The following is a 17,638-nucleotide window of genomic DNA, read 5'->3' on the forward strand; positions in this document are numbered from 1 at the left end:
GGTTATGAAAAAGCTAATACTATTTTTTGCTCTTGTGTATGCCCCATTTTTGAGCCAATCCCAAAGCTTAGACGTCTTCATCGAGGGGGGGGTAGATGATGCAGAAGAGTTGTTGAAAAATTACTTTGAGCCTGCTTTTTTGGGTTTCGGCTATGGGCTTACCAACAACTGGGCTAATACCGCCAAGCCTCATCAACCCCTGGGATTCGATATTACACTGTCGCTATCGGTCGCCTATGTACCGGAAAAAGCCACTTTTTTCACATTTAAGCCAAACGACTACTCAAACGTGACACTGGCCGATCCAAACAAAGATCAACTGCCAACAATTTTTGGACCCAATCTGGATGCAGATGATATCCCGGAAATTATTTTCAATGAGGGCAAGCAAGAAAGTGAAGTGAAATTCACAAGCCCAACCGGCCTTGGCATGGAAGAAGTTATCGGGTTCAATGCGGTTCCGGCCCCAATGATACAAGCCGGATTAGGCTTGATCAAAGAAACAGATTTGAAAATCAGAACGATACCAACCTACACTTATAAAAACGGTGACACAGAAGTAAAACTAGGCATGCTCGGTTTCGGTATTCTGCACGACATGAAGCAACACGTGCCTGCTTTCGCATTTGCACCTTTCGAACTGTCTATTCTTGCTGGTTTCAGCCGAATTTCTGTCGAAACAACGCCTGATATTAACACCCCTGATAACGTGACCAGATTAAGCGTGAAAGGAGCTACAATACAAGTGCTCGGCAGCAAAGACTTCGTGAAAATTATCACACTGTACGGTGGCGTGGGATTAAACGGAGCATTTACAAGAGTGAGGCTCGACGGCAGCTATAAAATAGAAAGCTCGCTGCAACCGCTGGTAAATCCTATTGATTTTAAGTTTAGCAATTTCAGTCCACGAGCAACAGTGGGCGCCAAACTAAACCTGGCAATCATTACTATCAATGCAGATTACACAGTCCAGAAATACAACACTCTCTCAATGGGTCTCGGTGTGAGCGTAAGATAGTGGGGAGTTATTTGGCTGCCGCTATAGCAGTCTAATAAGGTGCCACCGAACAGCCATTATCTTTACTTTCGGCGTGCCGTCGGTTAAAGCTTAATGAAAACCTTCTTCTTGTAGAGAAAATAGACGGGTATGAAGCAAATGACGAGCGAATAGAACAACGCCCAAATAAGGGATGAAAGCTTTTCCGGAACTCCCACTGCGACCAGGCCGTCAAAAAAACCGCTTCTCAATGGAATATTGGCTAATGCCAACAATTTCAAGATCACACCATGAAGGACATAGGCCACCACAGCGTTGGAGCCAAATATAACACCAAGCTTTGTCCAGCTTACCTTGCCCTGAACATCTACCAGCCAGACGAAAAAGGCTAGAGACATCGCTGCCAGACCAGCGGCATATAACACATAAGAGCTGGTCCAGATGTGCTTATTGATGGGAAAAAACCAATCAAATACGTTACCGGCCACAAAGGCACTGAATCCTGCCACAAACAACCAAATTACCTTTTTATCCGAATCCAGTTTACTCAGCAGCAACCTTCCGGTCAGCATACCGGCAATGCCAGTTCCTATAGCAGGAAATGTGCTCAGGAAGCCCTCAGGATCCCAGGTTTTTTCCCACAGTCTGCCAGGCACAAGCCTTCGGTCAAGCCAGGACTCCATGTTTGTGCCAGGTTCGTAATTAGCTGCAATAAGCCCCTCGCCAACCTTCCTTATTCCGTCCACGGTTACCATACCCCCGCTTCGCAAAGTCTCACCCGTGCTGAGCGCCTGCTGAATCACGTCATCGATTGGAACAGGCACAAAAGTCATTATCGCCCAATACCCCACAAGGAGACCAACCGCCCACTTTACCTGAGCTTTCCAGTCGCCGTAAATGTACAGCAGTGAGCAGGCGAGAAAAACGATACTGATACGTTGAAGGACGCCGGGAATCCGAATATTTCCCAGGTCAAATTTTGGAAACATCCACAGAAAAATACCCAGTGTAAATATTTTCAAGGCCCGTACAAGCACTTTTTTCACCAGTTCTTTTTTACTCTTTCCCTGATCTAGCTGCCGCTCAAAAGCCAGCGCAATAGAAACACCCACTATAAACAAAAAGAAAGGAAAAACGAGATCCGTTGGCGTAGCACCATGCCAATGGCTATGGAGCAATGGTGAGTAAACATGGCTCCACGAGCCGGGTACATTCACTATGATCATAGCCAAGACGGTAAATCCCCTCAGTGCGTCAAGTGATACAAGACGGGAATCAGCCGTAAGTCCTTCAAGTTTGCCTGCCATATTCAATTTTAGTATCAACCTACGCCCCCGTTCTCACTACCGCCACTAAATATTTACTTAGGCCACCAGAAAGTTGTGAACGGCAAATTTTTAAGTTTGAGCCCGACTGACCAAAGTCATGGCGAGATAAAAGTGTACTTTTATATCTTTTACTAAATTAGGCCTCAAAAAATTGAACTAAACAAGGTATATGAGAAGGCTATTAGATGCACTGGAAGATGTGGAGAGAATTTGGGTAAAGTGGCTGGATAAGCATGCTTACGATTGCCTGAGAATTAGCATTGGGCTCATTTACCTTATTTTTGGCTTGCTCAAGTTTTTTCCACAATACAGTCCCGCTGAGCAGCTCGCTGCCGACACCATCTGTATCATCACATTCGATGTGCTTTCGGGGAATGCCGCATGTATCGTTCTTGCAATTATGGAAACCCTCATTGGAGTGGCCCTGATTGTCAACTTTAAAGCCAGGGCAACCATCTTAGTAACTATCTGGCATATGTGCTGCACTTTTCTGCCGCTGGTACTACTCCCGCAGTATGCATTTAATCAGGATCCTTTCAGCTTTTCAATCGTGGGACAGTACATTTTCAAAAATCTGATTATTCTGTCTGCGTTGATGGTGCTTTACAGGAACCTTGCGAGTAAAGCATCAAAACACGCTGTGCTTGACGTAACAGAAAGGAAAAATTAGGCGTCTATGATGATCAGCTAAAAGCCCGTCTTGGTCAGCTCGCCCCCCACTTTCATAAGCACCTGACTAACAGGCTATTTCTTGGCAAAGTCTAGCTTCACATGTGCATTTGTCATGAATCCCATTAAAATATTCCAAAGCTGCTCGTAAGGAACAATCTCAACTTCAGCAAAAGCGTCACCCGGCTCAGGGGTAATTTTGAGTCGTTCCAAATACCGCTTGCCTTTTTTGGCTGCCATGTCGGGATTGAAACTACACTGCACAATAATGGAGATCAGTTTAAGAAATAGTTTCTCTCTTTGACTTTCCGGATTCTGATTTAAGTACCTGTAAATGTAGCGCTCAGAGTTGGGCAACTTGGTCAATGCCAGATCAAGCCTGTCTTTCTTAAGAAAGTCCATAAACTCTAAAATGAGAATCGCTACCATGAATCCCTGCTTGTCTTGGCTGTAGAAAGGGAGTCGTTCATAGATGTCCTTAAAACTCAGCACATCTTCCACATTCCGATCAGGCATTATAAAATATAAATATCCCTTGTATAGCTCCCACCTTTCCTTCGACTGAGTGCTAATTTTGTCCACATAGGGGTTTCTGGTTACCTGGTTAATCACTTCATCGGCCAAAAGATAGTTCTTATTGTGAAGCGCCAGCAGTACGTAATTCTCCATGTGAGAAAACCAGTTCCTCGAAGACCTTGATATGTGGTTCATCCCCTCCTCAGCATATTTAATGCCCTTGTCGTAGTCCTTGGCTCTCAAACAAGCATAGGTACGAGTGTAAACGTGGTGACGCATGTCAAACCTCAACGGGTTTACGGCACCTTTATTCACCAAATCATAAGCTTCATCGGCAATTGCAACAACACTTCCGTAGTCGCCCAAAAGCTCATTTGTCCACAACCGAAGCCTGTAGTAATTTTCAAAAAGTGCGTATGATCCTCCTTTCTCCCATAATTTCCTAAGAACTTCCACCGCCTTAATAGTAGACTCCAGGTGTACTTTCCTCGAATGGACAGACTTGCCCAATTGCATCCATTTTAAATAAAAAATATCAAGCGACTCCTCCTCTAGTCGATTGATCACTTCGTATTTTTTTATCTGTCCAATGGCTTTCCTTAAGTGGTTCGGGCGAAATGACTCTGAGTATATTACTCTCAGCATCTTCAGACCGATCAGTGTCAGGTCAGTAAACTCTGATTCCTTAGAGATGGTCAGTGCCTTTTTTATACTTTTTTCAGCGAGCTCGTATTCTCCTTCCTTGTAAAGTATCTTGGCTCTGAAAATATGACTGTGGCACTCCTGCTCAAAAGGAAAACTAATGTTACCCCTCGAGTCATTAAAATCAGCAAAATACAAAAGGTTATTCAGCTTGGTACGCAATCTGGACTTAAGCATCCTATAGCGTTGGTCTGTGCCATTTGTGCCATACATCCCAAAAGCAGCGTCATCATCTGTCGTGTAAACGCCACTTTGTATGCTATTAAACAGTTGCTGCTCTTTACCTGGGTTGTCTTCATTATTTACAACATCGATAAGAGAAACATTTTTTTTGACTCTGTTTGTTACAATTCTGACTATTTTTTTGATCTCATTCATAGTGAACACTTCAAATTTTAAGCTTCAGGAGGAATTTCACCGACTTTATACCGTAAACTACTAAATTTTTTATAGTTAGCAAATGTTACAAACTGTCGTAAATGGGTAGTAGGTATTCCACCATCTTCGAGGCGTGTAATTCACTTAACTTAACCAATGAGACTATGGCACAGTATGTTTTCTTCTTGATTCTTTCTCTAGGCCTCTATTTTGCTTCGCCTTCAACAACTTCATCCTCATCTACCAAAAAACCAAAGCAATCATTGCGAATTATTAAAACAGACGATGGTGGACAGGGTGGCTGGGTAGGAGGCGGCAAATAATACATATTGCTGAAAATTTACTTGTTAAAAAAGGGTAGTCAGAACATCTCCCTTTTTTAACAAGTTAATGGAGCCGTATCGCCCCACCCTGTTTGGTGTTTTCTGCTGAAACAAATTCTTTTAAGTTATTCCAACCCAACTATTGCCTTTTGCCAAATTGGGTAGTTTGAAATATTTTGAATGCCGGAAAGACACCATTGACGCTAAAAAAGCCAAAGAACACTCTCACAAACTAAGAAAAAGAGTTTGAACAAAAGGTACGAGTATTGGCCTTAAAATGCTAGTATGAGCGGATTCTCCCCGATTCGTCGGCAAGTTTTCTTAAATAAGTGCTAAAACCATCTTCCTTAAGCAGTTCCTCAAGTGTAAGGTGAAGTCTGTATTTCCAATAATGCTGCGGGTTTGCCGGCACATTAATCCTTTCCTCGCTGGGGGAAGATCTTCGAAGCCTTTCATCCATTGCCAGCAAATCCTGTATAGGGAAGATTGCCCACATGGCGGGTGCTTCCATATGTTGCCGGATAATTTCTGAAGCAATCCATGGCTCGCAGTGAACAGGCGCTTCGCCGGTTTGCCTCAAAATGGAATTGAAAAATCTTTGAACCTCCTGCCTGTCCTCTTCCCACCAGCCTCTCAAAGTAGAAGTATCATGACTTGAGGTAGTAGTAACCGACAAATACGGGGTTTGAGAGGGAGGCCAAAACTCCCAGTCCGGGTTATTGGGCATGCGCTGCACAGCAAGACTGAGAATTTGCATTTCGGCCATAACGCCCGGAACGCTTTCAGGGACCATACCCAAATCCTCGCCACATATCAACATATTAGTAGCTGCCTTCAGCGCAGGGAGCTTTTCCATGGCCCGGTGTTTCCAAAAATCGTTGTGGCGTTTGTAGAAATAATGAACATACAGCCTGTTCATTACCTCTTTGCTTCGATCGTCGAGATCTCTGTAGCTATAGGTACTGTGAAATCCAATTCTGGGATTGAACAGACTTGCATCATCCGTCGGCAGGAAAAGTACTTCCGCATGCAGCCTGAAAAGTTGACTTCGCAACCAAATCAAATGCTCACTATCAGCATTGCCGCTCTGCATTATTTCCTCAATATGAGTACTGAGCTTCCGTTGAGTAGTGTATTTCTCCTTAAACCGATACTTACCCTCTTCAAATTCATCCAGATAAGTCTCCTTTACTTTGTCGCTGTGTGCACCGAAAATTTCTGAGAGCATATAAGCCCTGATAAATGGCTCGCAATAACGCTCTTTGTTAAATTGCAAGCCCCAATTGCCCAATTCGTCAACGCCGAACGGCAAACAGGGGTTAAAGTGCCCGAAAAGCCCCTCCACTGCGTGCATGGGTATTTCCCAAATTCTAAAAAAGCCAAGGATGTGATCGATACGGAATACATCAAAGTAGTCCGCCATTTTCTTCAAACGCTCTTTCCACCAGGCATAGTCATCTTTGGCCATCTCTTCCCAATTGTAGGTTGGGAAGCCCCAGTTTTGCCCTGTAACAGAAAAATCATCCGGTGGTGCACCCGCCTGGCAGTCCATGTTGTAGAGCCTGGGTGCTATCCATGCATCCACGCTATTTCGGAATATCCCGATAGGAATATCACCTTTGAGCACCACGCCTTTCTGCCTGGCATAGGCAGTGGCCTCCTTGAGCTGCTTGTCGAGATGAAACTGGATAAAGTAGTGGATAGCAACATCATCATAGTGCTTTTGCTTCGGGTCAGCAAATTTGGCTATTTCCTTTTCGGAATAGACCGAATATTGGGGCCATTGACTAAAGTCCGGCGTGCCGAATCGGTCTCGCAGGCATGAGAATACCGCATATGGCAGCAACCAGTGTCCATTTTGAGCAAAGAATGTTTTGAATTCCTTACTTTTCAAAACGACCTCTTTGTGTTCAGCATAGGCAAGCTTAAAATACTCAGCTTTGGTATTCATCACCTGCTCATGATCAACATGATCGAGACGGTTCAGCGCTATTCTCTTTTTATCAAATTCCTTCTGCCGCTTACGGTCACTGAGCGCTCCCATTGACTGGAGATTAGCATAAATGGGATGAAGAGCAAAAACTGAAATGCCGGCGTATGGGTAAGAGTCTACCCAGGTGTGAGAAGCTATGGTGTCGTTAACAGGAAGTACCTGGATAAGTTTGTTGCCCGTTTTAAGAGACCAATCGACCAACTTTTTGATGTCTTCAAACTCACCTACGCCCGTGCCCGACTCTGACCGCAATGAAAAAACGGGAATGGCCACCCCAGCGCCCCGCCAGTTGCCCGACTGGAACCGAAAGTGCTCATCGGCCTGAATGGTAAGCCCACCTTCTTGCGCCGAAGCACTTCGTGGCAGGTAGCGATTCTCACCCCCCTCCCATTCTTCAACTCGTTTGGTCTTCGTATTGTAAAGGACATATTTATACTCAACGGGAAGCTCTTCCAAAGCAAAGTTTACGTCCAATTCCCATACCGGAAATTCAGCATTGCCCATGAGCACCACCTTCTCTTCCTCCCACTCACCGAGAGCTTTATGGCTTCCTATCAATCCCACCTGGTAGTCTTCTGCAACCCTGGGCAAACGAAGTTGCAGTCTGTAAGACAAACCAGGGCCACCAACTACATTTTTCTTTGGTTTCCCCTTTTGCTTAAAAAACGCCTGCATAAAGGGCGAAGTGTTCAATAAATTCTGATCATCAGTCGTAGGCCTCCAGTAGTCCCGCACCTCAACAGTCTCATACAGACTTTCGTCAATATTCTGTCTTCGTTTGTCACCAAATTCCCATTCCGTAGTGCCAAATCTCTCATCAAGCAGGTAGTATTTATAGTCAAAGGATTTACCCTCAGCTTGATCCATTTCAACCGCTATCGACCACTGGTCGCCGCCAGTTGGCAGCAAAGGGACAGCCTTGGCCTCGTTCCAGGAGCCGAGGCTTTTCGCCGAACCACAAATGAAAAGGCGTTGGCCCCAAACTGTTCTGTAGTCAATATTGAACCTTACTTTAATCATACAAATCAAAATATGTGGAACGGCCTCCCGAAGTAAAATGAAACGAATCGATGCACCTTGTTGGCATTTTTTTTATCGTATTGGTCTAAATTATCCCGACGCAATTAAAACATGGCGATCAAGAGCCGCAAATATAAAGGGACAAGCCTCATTGTATCACCTTCCTTTTTAGAATATCAAGTGATAGATGTTTCAAGATTGCTTACTCGGAAGGCCCCTTTCCACTGCAAAAAACAAATCAGTTCTCGTCTTTAACCAGCAGCACCATGACAGCGGCAACCATAAACGAGACTCCCCCAATGATAAGTGCGTAAATAGCTTCCCCTTCGAAGACCCGTTTAACCAAAAACCCCAAAAGAGAGGCGGCACATATTTGCGGGATAACTATAAAGAAGTTAAATATCCCCATGTAAACCCCCATTTTCCTGCCTGGTATAGCGCCTGCAAGAATAGCATAAGGCATGGCCAAAATACTTGCCCAAACCAGGCCAACGCCTAAAAAAGGAATAACAAGTAATTCAGGAGACTTTATGAAAGAAATTGAAATAAAACTCACGCCCCCTATGATCAGGGAAATCGTGTGAGTGATTTTTCTTGACGTCTTGCCTGCCAGCCAGATAAGTCCGAAAGCCAGCAAAGCCGCCGCACCATTGTAAACTGAAAACAACACTCCCACCCAGTCAGCTCCATCATTATACAGCTGAGACGTGGCATCCTGTGTGCCGTAAACGTGGGAAGTGATGGCGGCTGTGCTGTAAATCCACATAGCAAATAGGGCAAACCAGGAAAAGAATTGCACAACAGCCAGCTGTTTCATAGTAACTGGCATGTTGTTCAGGTCCGTAATAATAGATGTAAGCCCATTACTCATACCGGATTTTGACATCCAGCCAACTATCACCTCTATAAGCCCAAAAACGATAAGTCCAATGGCCAGTATGTACACTTCCTTTTCTGCATTTACATACGCCAACGCCAGGGTCAAACCGATTCCAAGCGCCAGCAAAACCAGCCCCACGTTGAGGAAAGTTGATACTTTGGCGACCCCCTGTTCTGGCTGGGCCAAGCTGGCTCCCTCATCGTTGTCAAACTGAGCAAGTTCATCCGGCGGATACTCTTTTGTCTTCAGCACCGTCCACACAATGGCCATCATAAATATGATTCCCCCGATATAAAAAGAGTACTTAACAGAGGGCGGGATAATTCCCTCGGCTGCCGTATTGGGTATTCCCAACCAGTTAGTAAGCACATAGGGAAGTGCCGAAGCAACCACAGCGCCAGTACCTATGAAGAAGCTTTGCGTGGCGAAACCTGTGGTACGTTGATCAGGAGGAAGCATGTCGCCAACAAACGCCCGAAAGGGTTCCATGGAAACATTGATGGATGCATCCATGATCCAGAGCATGCCGGCTGCCATCCACAGAGTGGGCGAGTTGGGCATGATTATGAGCGCCAGCGAAGCCATAATAGCACCCGCCAGAAAATAAGGCCGTCTTCGGCCCAGCCTGGTCCAAGTGTTATCGCTCATGTGGCCAATAATAGGCTGTATGATCAAGCCCGATACCGGCGCAGCGATCCAGAGAATGGGGATATTGTCAATTTCTGCACCAAGTGTTTCAAAGATTCTCGACACGTTGGCATTTTGCAAAGCGAATCCAAACTGGATGCCCAGGAAACCGAAACTCATGTTCCAAATCTGCCAAAAACTAAGACGGGGTTTTTCCATGTTGTTTAAGCAAGTAGGTAAAATCAAAAAATCCGAAATGCAAACATATCGGATTCGGTTATAATGTTCCGAGCTCAAATTGGAGCAGCCGGATACAAACAAACGGGATGGTAATACGCTTGTTTGAAGACTATCTCATTGAAGATTTTCTGATAATGAGTTTTGTTTTCAACACCTCAGTACGAGGCACAAACTCATCCTCATCTGCTTCACTTTGCTCAATAAAAAGCTGAGCCGCCTTCTGGCCCATTTCAAAACCAGGCTGCGATACGGTTGATAGTGACGGTTGCATAAGGGAAGAAATTTCCCAGTCACTAAAGCCAACGATAGCCACATCCTTTGGAACAGAAATGCCTCTGTCACGCAGCGCTATCATTGCACCGATCCCCACCATGTCGTTGTTGGCAAATATGCCATCAAAAGTCAGCTTTTTGTCAAACAGGGTGGCTATTTGCCGACTCCCCTCATCAAAGGTTGTTTGCTCACAGTGGATGATAAGGTTTTCGTCTATCGGTATATTATTCTTTTTCAAAGCCGCCAAATACCCGTCTCTCCTGTTCTTTGTGATATCAAGGTTTTTTGGCCCTTCGAGGTGCACAATCGTTTTGCAACCTATGCTGATCAAATGCTCGGTGGCTTGAAAAGCACCATCGTAGTCATCCACAATCACACGACTGGTATTCAGCTCTTCACAAACCCGATCAAAAAAGACAAGAGGAATTCCTCTGTCAATAAGGTTTTTAAAATGATCATACGAAACTGTTTCCTTGCTTACAGATGCAAGTATGCCATCCACCCTACTGTTGACCAGGGCGTTGGTATCCGACACTTCTCTGAGGAAAGACTCATTGGTTTGTGAGATGATTACGTTGTAACCAGCCTTATAGGCAACATCTTCAATTCCACTGATGATGGTAGAGAAAAAGAAATGAACTATCTCAGGGATGATAACACCAATAGTGTTAGTCTTACTCTTTCTTAGGCTGAGGGCAATCAAATTAGGCTGGTAATTCAGCTTTGCAGCCAACTCGCTAACGGCCTTTTTTGTCTCTTTGCTTATGTCCGGATGGTCTTTTAGCGCCCTGGATACTGTAGAGGGAGAAATGTTCAACTCCCTTGCAATGTCTTTAATGGTTACCGGTGGGTTCTTCATTTATATCAAGGTTTATCCGCAAGGCGAAGAGCGAAATTAAAAGTAGGCATCAAATTCTACAAACTTGGCTAAGAAGTTATAAATTTTTCAACTAAAAACCGATTTAGGCTATTTGCCAAGTCTAAACTTAGCTCCCTCTTTGCTTATTTGTCTTTTAGGGATAATTTTGATTTTTCCCTCTGTAAATAACAAATTCAATAAAATATAATACTATGAAATTCAGACCAGGCGTAATATCAGGCGACGAAGTAAAGGAAGTGTTTGACTATGCAAACAAAAACGACTTCGCCCTTCCTGCGGTCAATGTGATCAACACCAACACGGTGAATGCAGTACTTGAAACAGCAAAGGCTGTTAATTCACCCGTTATCATACAGTTCTCCAACGGAGGCTCTTCTTTCTTTGCAGGCAAAAGCCTGAGCAACGACAACCAGTTCGCTGCTATTGCGGGCGGTATTTCAGGCGCTCAGCACGTGCATTTAATGGCAGAAAAATACGGTGTTACAACCATTCTTCACACCGACCACTGCGCTAAAAAACTTTTGCCATGGGTTGACGGACTGCTTGACGCTGGTGAGAAATTTTACGAAACACACAAAAAGCCTTTGTATAGCAGCCATATGCTCGACCTATCCGAAGAGTCGATTGAAGAAAACATGGAAATAAGCACCAAGTACTTCAAGAGAATGGCAGCAATGGGCATGACACTTGAAATCGAATTGGGTGTGACTGGTGGAGAAGAGGATGGTGTCGACAACTCCGACGTTGACAGCTCAAAGCTTTACACACAGCCCGAAGAAGTCGATTTCGCCTACACACAGCTGAAAGCCATTTCCGACAATTTCACAGTAGCCGCTGCCTTCGGCAACGTTCACGGCGTATATAAGCCAGGCAACGTGAAGCTGATGCCGGTAATTCTTAAAAACTCCCAGGAGTTTATCATCAAAAAGCATGGAACTGGCCCATTGCCAGTTAATTTCGTATTCCACGGCGGATCAGGATCAAGCAGAGCTGAAATCCGTGAGGCTATTTCTTACGGAGCCATCAAAATGAACATCGACACCGACATGCAATGGGCATATTGGGATGGTGTGAAAGACTACTACAAGAAAAACGAAGGCTACCTGCAGTCGCAGATTGGCAATCCTGAAGGCTCCGACAAGCCGAACAAAAAGTTCTACGACCCAAGAGCCTGGCTCAGAGAGGGTGAAAAAACTTTTGTAGCTCGCCTGAAGCAATCGTTCGAAGACTTGAATTGCATCAATCGTAACGCTTAGTTGCCTTGGTGACTTTCAGGTTATTGGAAGTAGTTAAACTGACGGCAATTGTAGTCGTCTCTTGTTTTCTTATCCAATGCTCAACCCCTGAAAGTCACCAATCTTCTTCCACCCTAGACTCCTCTTTTATGGCTGGTAAATCAGATAAAATAATCGTTTACCAAATAATGACACGGCTTTTTGGTAACAAGGTCAATGCCAATAAGCGGTATGGCACCATTGAAGAAAACGGAGTTGGTAAAATGGTTGACATCAATGCCAAAGCGCTCAAAGAGCTAAAGAAATTTGGCGCTACACATATTTGGTATACCGGTGTGCTTGAGCATGCCACGATGTCGGACTACACCTCGATAGGCATTGCGCTTGACGATGTGGATGTAGTAAAGGGCAGAGCAGGCTCGCCTTACGCCATCAAAGACTACTATGACATCAGTCCAGACTTAGCCGTAAACCCAAAAAATAGGAAAAAGGAATTCCTTGCTCTTGTCGACAGAACCCACAAAGAGGGACTGAAAGTGCTTATCGACTTTGTGCCCAACCATGTGGCCAGGGGATATTCCTCCGATGCCGCACCTGAAGGTGTAAAAGGATTTGGTGCTGACGACGATGTGTCGGTAGCATTTAAAGCATCTAACAATTTCTACTACATTCCAGGCCAGCCGTTTCAGATTCCGGCGGGGTATGATCCCTTGCCCGGCCATGAGCACCCTACCAAAGACCAATTCTACATGGAGTCGCCCGCAAAAGCCACGGGGAATGACGTTTTCTCCCCTACTCCATCCATCAACGACTGGTTTGAAACGACAAAACTTAACTATGGGGTTGACTACGTCAATTTCAGAGAAAGACATTTCGATCCTATTCCAGACACCTGGAACAAAATGCTGGAGATTCTGACCTATTGGACTGAGCAAGGGGTAGATGGTTTCCGGTGCGACATGGCAGAGATGGTGCCCGTGGAATTTTGGGAATGGGTCATTCCGAAAGTGCAGGCCATCAATCCTGACATCATTTTCATTGCAGAAATTTACAACCCCAACGAATATAGAAACTACATCGAAAAGGGGCATTTTGACTATCTGTACGACAAGGTAGAGCTTTACGATACGCTGCGGCACATCATTGAAGGCAAAGCCAACACAGACCACATTACCACTGTGTGGCAAAGGCAGGAAGGTATTGCCCAACACATGCTGCGCTTTCTTGAAAACCACGACGAGCAAAGAATCGCCTCTCCTTTTTTTGCTGGCAACGCAAAATATGCTATACCGGCCATGGTACTAACGGCCGCCATGCACACGGGGCCAGTCATGGTTTACTTCGGTCAGGAAGTAGGTGAGCCAGCTACTGGCAGTGAAGGATTTTCGGGAGAAGATGGCCGAACAACCATTTTTGATTACTGGGGCGTACCCAATCACCAGGCATGGATGAATGGTGGTAAGTTTGATAGTGGAAACCTGTCTGCTGAAGAACAAGAACTACGAGAATTCTATCAGTTTATTCTGTCCTTTTCTTCAAAAGAACCAATCATTGCATCAGGCGGCTTTTACGATCTGCACTATTTCAACCGGAGCGCTGAATTTACAGGGCACAGCAACAATGTATTCACTTTTTTGCGCCACAGCGACAAAAACGCCTTTCTGATAGCGGTTAATTTCAACAAGGAAGGAAGCGAGCAAGTGCGTTTAAAAATACCTACTGATGCGCTAAGGGCTTTTAATATGCATCAGAAAAAATCGATCACCTTTACTAGCTACCTCGACAAAGGCGAAGCGATTGTTGTGCCGACCGATGACCTGACATCGAAAGATTCGTCGAATGCGTTGTCTTTTGAAATGGCACCGAATTCCTTTAAAATATATCGGCTAACTGGCAAAAATTAACTCCTATGACCAGACGAATAATTCTTATTTTTCTGTTGGCGGGGCTCTTTTCTTGCCAAAGCCCCATACAGGAGGCGTCGGCCCCTGAAACGGTAAAAGCCCCATTTCTTTGGGAGAATGCTACTGTCTATTTTCTGCTAACGGACCGCTTCAACAATGGCGACACAACTAACGATGTTAATTTCGATAGAACCGGTGAAGCTGCACCGCTGCGAGGGTTCATGGGCGGCGACATCAAAGGAATCAATGCAAAAATTTCGGACAACTACTTCACCGACCTTGGGGTAACGGCGCTTTGGTTTACGCCTGTTGTCGAGCAGATTCACGGCTCAGTTGATGAAGGCTTTGGTAACAACTATGGCTTCCATGGCTACTGGGCCAAAGACTGGACAACCCTTGACCCCAACTTCGGTACGAAAGAAGATTTGGCAGCATTGGTCAAGGCAGCTCATGAAAAAAGAATCAGGGTGGTGCTGGACGTGGTGCTGAACCACACCGGCCCAGTTACTGAAGTAGATCCAGTTTGGACAAACTGGGTAAGAACTGAGCCACAGTGCGTTTACCAGGACTATGAAACTACGGTAGCGTGCACCCTCGTAAAAAATCTGCCAGATTTGCTGAGTGGAAGCGATGAGGAAGTGGCGCTTCCCCCTCATTTGGTAGAGAAATGGAAAGTTGAAGGTCGATACGAGCAAGAGCTGGCCGAACTTGATGACTTTTTTAAGCGCACAGGCTATCCTAGAGCACCCAGGTATTACATCATCAAGTGGTTAACTGACTACGTGAGGGAATTTGGTATCGATGGTTTCAGGGTGGACACTGCCAAACACGTAGAAGAATCGGTTTGGAGCGAGTTGTACAAAGAAGTGATAATCGCTTTTAATGACTGGAAGCGCTCCCACCCCGATGAGGTGCTCGACGACAATGTGTTTTACATGGTGGGCGAAGTGTACAATTACGGTATCAGCGGTGGTCGTTGGTATGATTTCGGCGATAGAAAAGTCGACTACTTCGACAAGGGGTTTCACAGCCTGATCAATTTTGAGTTCAAGTATGATGCACAGAAGGACTATGAATCTATCTTCAAAAAGTACGATACATTGCTACACACGAGCCTCGTAGGCAAAGGAGCACTGAATTATTTAAGTTCGCATGACGATGGGCAGCCATTTGATGCGACCAGACAAAGAGCTATAGAAGCGGGAACCAAACTCTTGCTAACCCCTGGTGCCGCCCAGATCTATTATGGCGATGAATCGGGGCGCCTTCTACAATACGAGGGAGCATCGGGCGACGCAGTGCTTAGGTCTTTCATGAACTGGGAACAAATCTCTGACAATGCGAGTATTGGAGACCAGCGTGCGCAAAGCATTCTCGATCATTGGAGGAAACTCGGCACGTTCAAAAGAGACCATGTGGCCGTCGGTGCCGGACGCCATGAGCAAATCAGTGAAATGCCTTATGTTTTTTCACGCATTTACAAAAACAGTGTACTAGAAGACCGGGTTGTAATTGCACTGGATGCGCAGCAGGGTGAAAAACTAATACCGGTTGGTGGGGTTTTTCCCAACGGAACCCAATTAAAAGACTATTATAGCGGCCAAACTGGAGAGGTAAGAGACGGGGAGGTTGCTATCAAGTCCGGCTACAATATTGTTTTATTAAGTCCAATAGGCACTTAGTCCTTTCATATCGCTGGATAGAGATACCTGCGATTTCCGCCCGAAGGTTGACGGCCAACGCCATTCAAACATTAATTCCCGGGAAATTTTGCTTAGTTCTGTTTACTTGCAAGAATATTTGACTGGATCAATCTTCCGTTAGGTTAATACTTACTACATATGAGAATATTGAGATATTTTACGCTAGCCGTTCTAACTGCCTTCTTCTTAACCTCCTGCTCTGATCATTCAGCTGAAGAAAGTGCGTCAGTTGAGGTTCCCGACGCCCTTCCAATGAAGCTTGTTTCTCTATCGGACTTATCCGGGTTCACTGATATTGGCAAAGAGTGGGCTATTGCAGGCGAGGTGCTGGCCGTTCCAGGTGGCTTCGAAGCGAAAGCAGGAAGCGGAAGCCTGGTAAAAAGCGGCAAAGACTCTGGACAAATTTCCAGCGGAATTAAGCACGCTGATTTGGAACTGGAATTTAGCTTTGCTCTATCAGAGGAGGCAGATTTAAAAGTAGTTCTACTGGAGCAATACCCACTTATCGTGTCAGAATTTGCCAATGGGCAACAAACCGAAAAGTCTGGCGGAGGCATTCCAGTACGAATTGACAGTACTCAGCGTACAACTGTCAACGCCTTAAAAATGCCCGGCCTGTGGCAAACTTTGAGGATAACGTTCAAAGCGCCTCGGTTTGGCAGCGACGGGCGGAAAACTAAAAACGCTATATTCTCCGAAGTGTATTTAAACGGGTTTCTCATTCAATCCGGCGTAGAAGTGAAGGAGTCAATACTCTCGCCTGACAACGAAGAGTCGGCTTCTGGCTCGTTTATCTTTACTGCGGCAAACAACTCAGTTGCTCTGAAGGACATTAAGTACAAATCTTTTGGCCTTGAAAAACTTACACTAAGTGACCTTGAATATTCGCTTTATCAGGGCACGTGGGACAAGCTCCCCGACTTTACCACAATGACCCCGGCTAAAACCGGCAAAGTAGATGAGCTATCTATTGTCGGTCTGGCTGACGGTAACGACCACTATGGCGTGATTTTCAAAGGCAATCTCTCGGTGCCAAATTCTGGCGACTACCTTTTTGAAACTTTGATTGATGATGGTGGGGACTTAATCATTGACGGGCAAGTTGTTGTGCACAATGACGGAGAGCCCGGTTTTGGTGCCGTCAAAGGGCTTGTCACGCTGGAAAAAGGGGTACACACCTTTCAAAGCTCGTATTTTCAGGATGTGTGGAGCTCCATGTTGATGATTTACTACGAAGGCCCTGAGATTTCCAGGCAATCGTTCGGGGTAAACCCTTACGGTGGTTCAGGGCGAAAGCAGGAGCCGATGGTCGTTAAACCTGAAACCGAGCCCCGGCTGGTAAGAAGTTTTCTCGAGTACAAAAACACCCGAAAGACTCATCCAATATCTGTAGTGACCAGTGAAAGGGTCAATTATTCGTATGATTTGCTAAATGGTGCCCTCATCAAGGGGTGGAAAGGCGCTTACGCCGACGCAAGCGAAATGTGGCGGGGACGTGGTGAACCTCAGCTTTTGAAACCGCTCAACTTTAGCATCGACTTTTCCGACCAGATTCCGGTAGCCAGGCTGGTAACACCTAGTGACAAGTGGCCTTTAGAAAACCCCGAGGGATTTAAAATGTTGGGTTACGACATCAATGAGCAAGGATACCCTGTGGTTCGCTACGAAATGAATGGGCTTAAATTTGAAGATTCCACCAGGCCTTCTAGTGACCTTAAGGGAATCTCAAGAGAAATTAACTTTACAAATCCGGACTCCAATGGCCTCCATTGGTTCCAGATTGCCTCAGGAGAAAATATTTACCAATTGTCTAATGGCTGGTATTGCGTAGACGGAAGCTACTACATCATAGTCGACGAAAAAGCAGACGCCAATGTGACAAACAGGTTCGATAAGGAGCTCATTCTTCAACTACCTAATGCTCCTGAAAAATCGAGTCTCACCTATTCTATTGTATGGTAATTGAATTG

12 protein-coding genes are annotated in these 17,638 nt (G+C 45.3%); 7 read left to right on the forward strand and 5 right to left on the reverse strand.

Translation table 11 applies throughout. The features are described 5' to 3' along the window. Window positions 1–4: 4 nt before the first annotated feature. Window positions 5–1,018: a DUF6588 family protein gene (locus tag RT717_RS13105; protein ID WP_317492193.1), complete on the forward strand. Its 1,014-nt coding sequence runs from the start codon at window positions 5–7 to the stop codon at window positions 1,016–1,018. A gap of 83 nt (window positions 1,019–1,101) precedes the next feature. Here the strand turns inward: RT717_RS13105 and RT717_RS13110 are convergent, their stop codons facing one another. Next, on the reverse strand, window positions 1,102–2,304 hold the full coding sequence (locus RT717_RS13110) for an acyltransferase family protein (RefSeq protein WP_317492194.1): 1,203 nt from the start codon (window positions 2,302–2,304) through the stop codon (window positions 1,102–1,104). Between the two features lie 190 nt (window positions 2,305–2,494). Here RT717_RS13110 and RT717_RS13115 point away from each other — a divergent pair, with 190 nt between their 5' ends. Further along, a complete protein-coding gene (locus RT717_RS13115) occupies window positions 2,495–2,995 on the forward strand; it encodes a DoxX family protein (RefSeq protein WP_317492195.1) in 501 nt (166 codons plus the stop codon). A 74-nt stretch (window positions 2,996–3,069) separates the two neighbouring features. Here RT717_RS13115 and RT717_RS13120 read toward each other — a convergent pair whose 3' ends face one another. Beyond that, window positions 3,070–4,590, reverse strand: a complete 1,521-nt coding sequence (locus RT717_RS13120) for a hypothetical protein (protein WP_317492196.1) — start codon at window positions 4,588–4,590, stop codon at window positions 3,070–3,072. Between the two features lie 164 nt (window positions 4,591–4,754). On the opposite strand from RT717_RS13120, the gene RT717_RS13125 reads away from it, so the two are divergent. Then, entirely contained in the window at window positions 4,755–4,913 is a 159-nt protein-coding gene (locus RT717_RS13125; protein ID WP_317492197.1) for a hypothetical protein, read from the forward strand. 280 nt (window positions 4,914–5,193) lie between these two features. Here RT717_RS13125 and RT717_RS13130 read toward each other — a convergent pair whose 3' ends face one another. From RT717_RS13130 to RT717_RS13140, 3 genes are all read right to left on the reverse strand, one after another. Beyond that, complete coding sequence (locus tag RT717_RS13130) at window positions 5,194–7,926, reverse strand: 4-alpha-glucanotransferase (protein ID WP_317492198.1); 2,733 nt, start codon at window positions 7,924–7,926, stop codon at window positions 5,194–5,196. 238 nt (window positions 7,927–8,164) lie between these two features. Beyond that, the gene (locus tag RT717_RS13135; RefSeq protein ID WP_317492199.1) at window positions 8,165–9,652 is read right to left on the reverse strand and encodes an MFS transporter; all 1,488 of its coding nucleotides are present in this window, start codon (window positions 9,650–9,652) and stop codon (window positions 8,165–8,167) included. A 130-nt stretch (window positions 9,653–9,782) separates the two neighbouring features. Next, window positions 9,783–10,805: a LacI family DNA-binding transcriptional regulator gene (locus RT717_RS13140; RefSeq protein WP_317492200.1), complete on the reverse strand. Its 1,023-nt coding sequence runs from the start codon at window positions 10,803–10,805 to the stop codon at window positions 9,783–9,785. A gap of 212 nt (window positions 10,806–11,017) precedes the next feature. Here RT717_RS13140 and fbaA point away from each other — a divergent pair, with 212 nt between their 5' ends. The 4 genes from fbaA to RT717_RS13160 all read left to right on the forward strand — a co-directional run bounded on the left by fbaA (window position 11,018) and on the right by RT717_RS13160 (window position 17,630). Beyond that, on the forward strand, window positions 11,018–12,082 hold the full coding sequence (gene fbaA, locus RT717_RS13145; RefSeq protein ID WP_152000132.1) for a class II fructose-bisphosphate aldolase: 1,065 nt from the start codon (window positions 11,018–11,020) through the stop codon (window positions 12,080–12,082). Between the two features lie 128 nt (window positions 12,083–12,210). Beyond that, a complete protein-coding gene (locus tag RT717_RS13150) occupies window positions 12,211–13,965 on the forward strand; it encodes an alpha-amylase family protein (protein WP_317492201.1) in 1,755 nt (584 codons plus the stop codon). Window positions 13,966–13,970: 5 nt separating this feature from the next. Continuing rightward, the gene (locus tag RT717_RS13155) at window positions 13,971–15,647 is read left to right on the forward strand and encodes an alpha-amylase family glycosyl hydrolase (RefSeq protein WP_317492202.1); all 1,677 of its coding nucleotides are present in this window, start codon (window positions 13,971–13,973) and stop codon (window positions 15,645–15,647) included. Between the two features lie 159 nt (window positions 15,648–15,806). Next, a complete protein-coding gene (locus RT717_RS13160; protein ID WP_317492203.1) occupies window positions 15,807–17,630 on the forward strand; it encodes a PA14 domain-containing protein in 1,824 nt (607 codons plus the stop codon). The last annotated feature ends 8 nt before the right edge of the window (window positions 17,631–17,638 follow it).

Source organism: Imperialibacter roseus (assembly GCF_032999765.1).
GTDB lineage: Bacteria > Bacteroidota > Bacteroidia > Cytophagales > Cyclobacteriaceae > Imperialibacter > Imperialibacter roseus.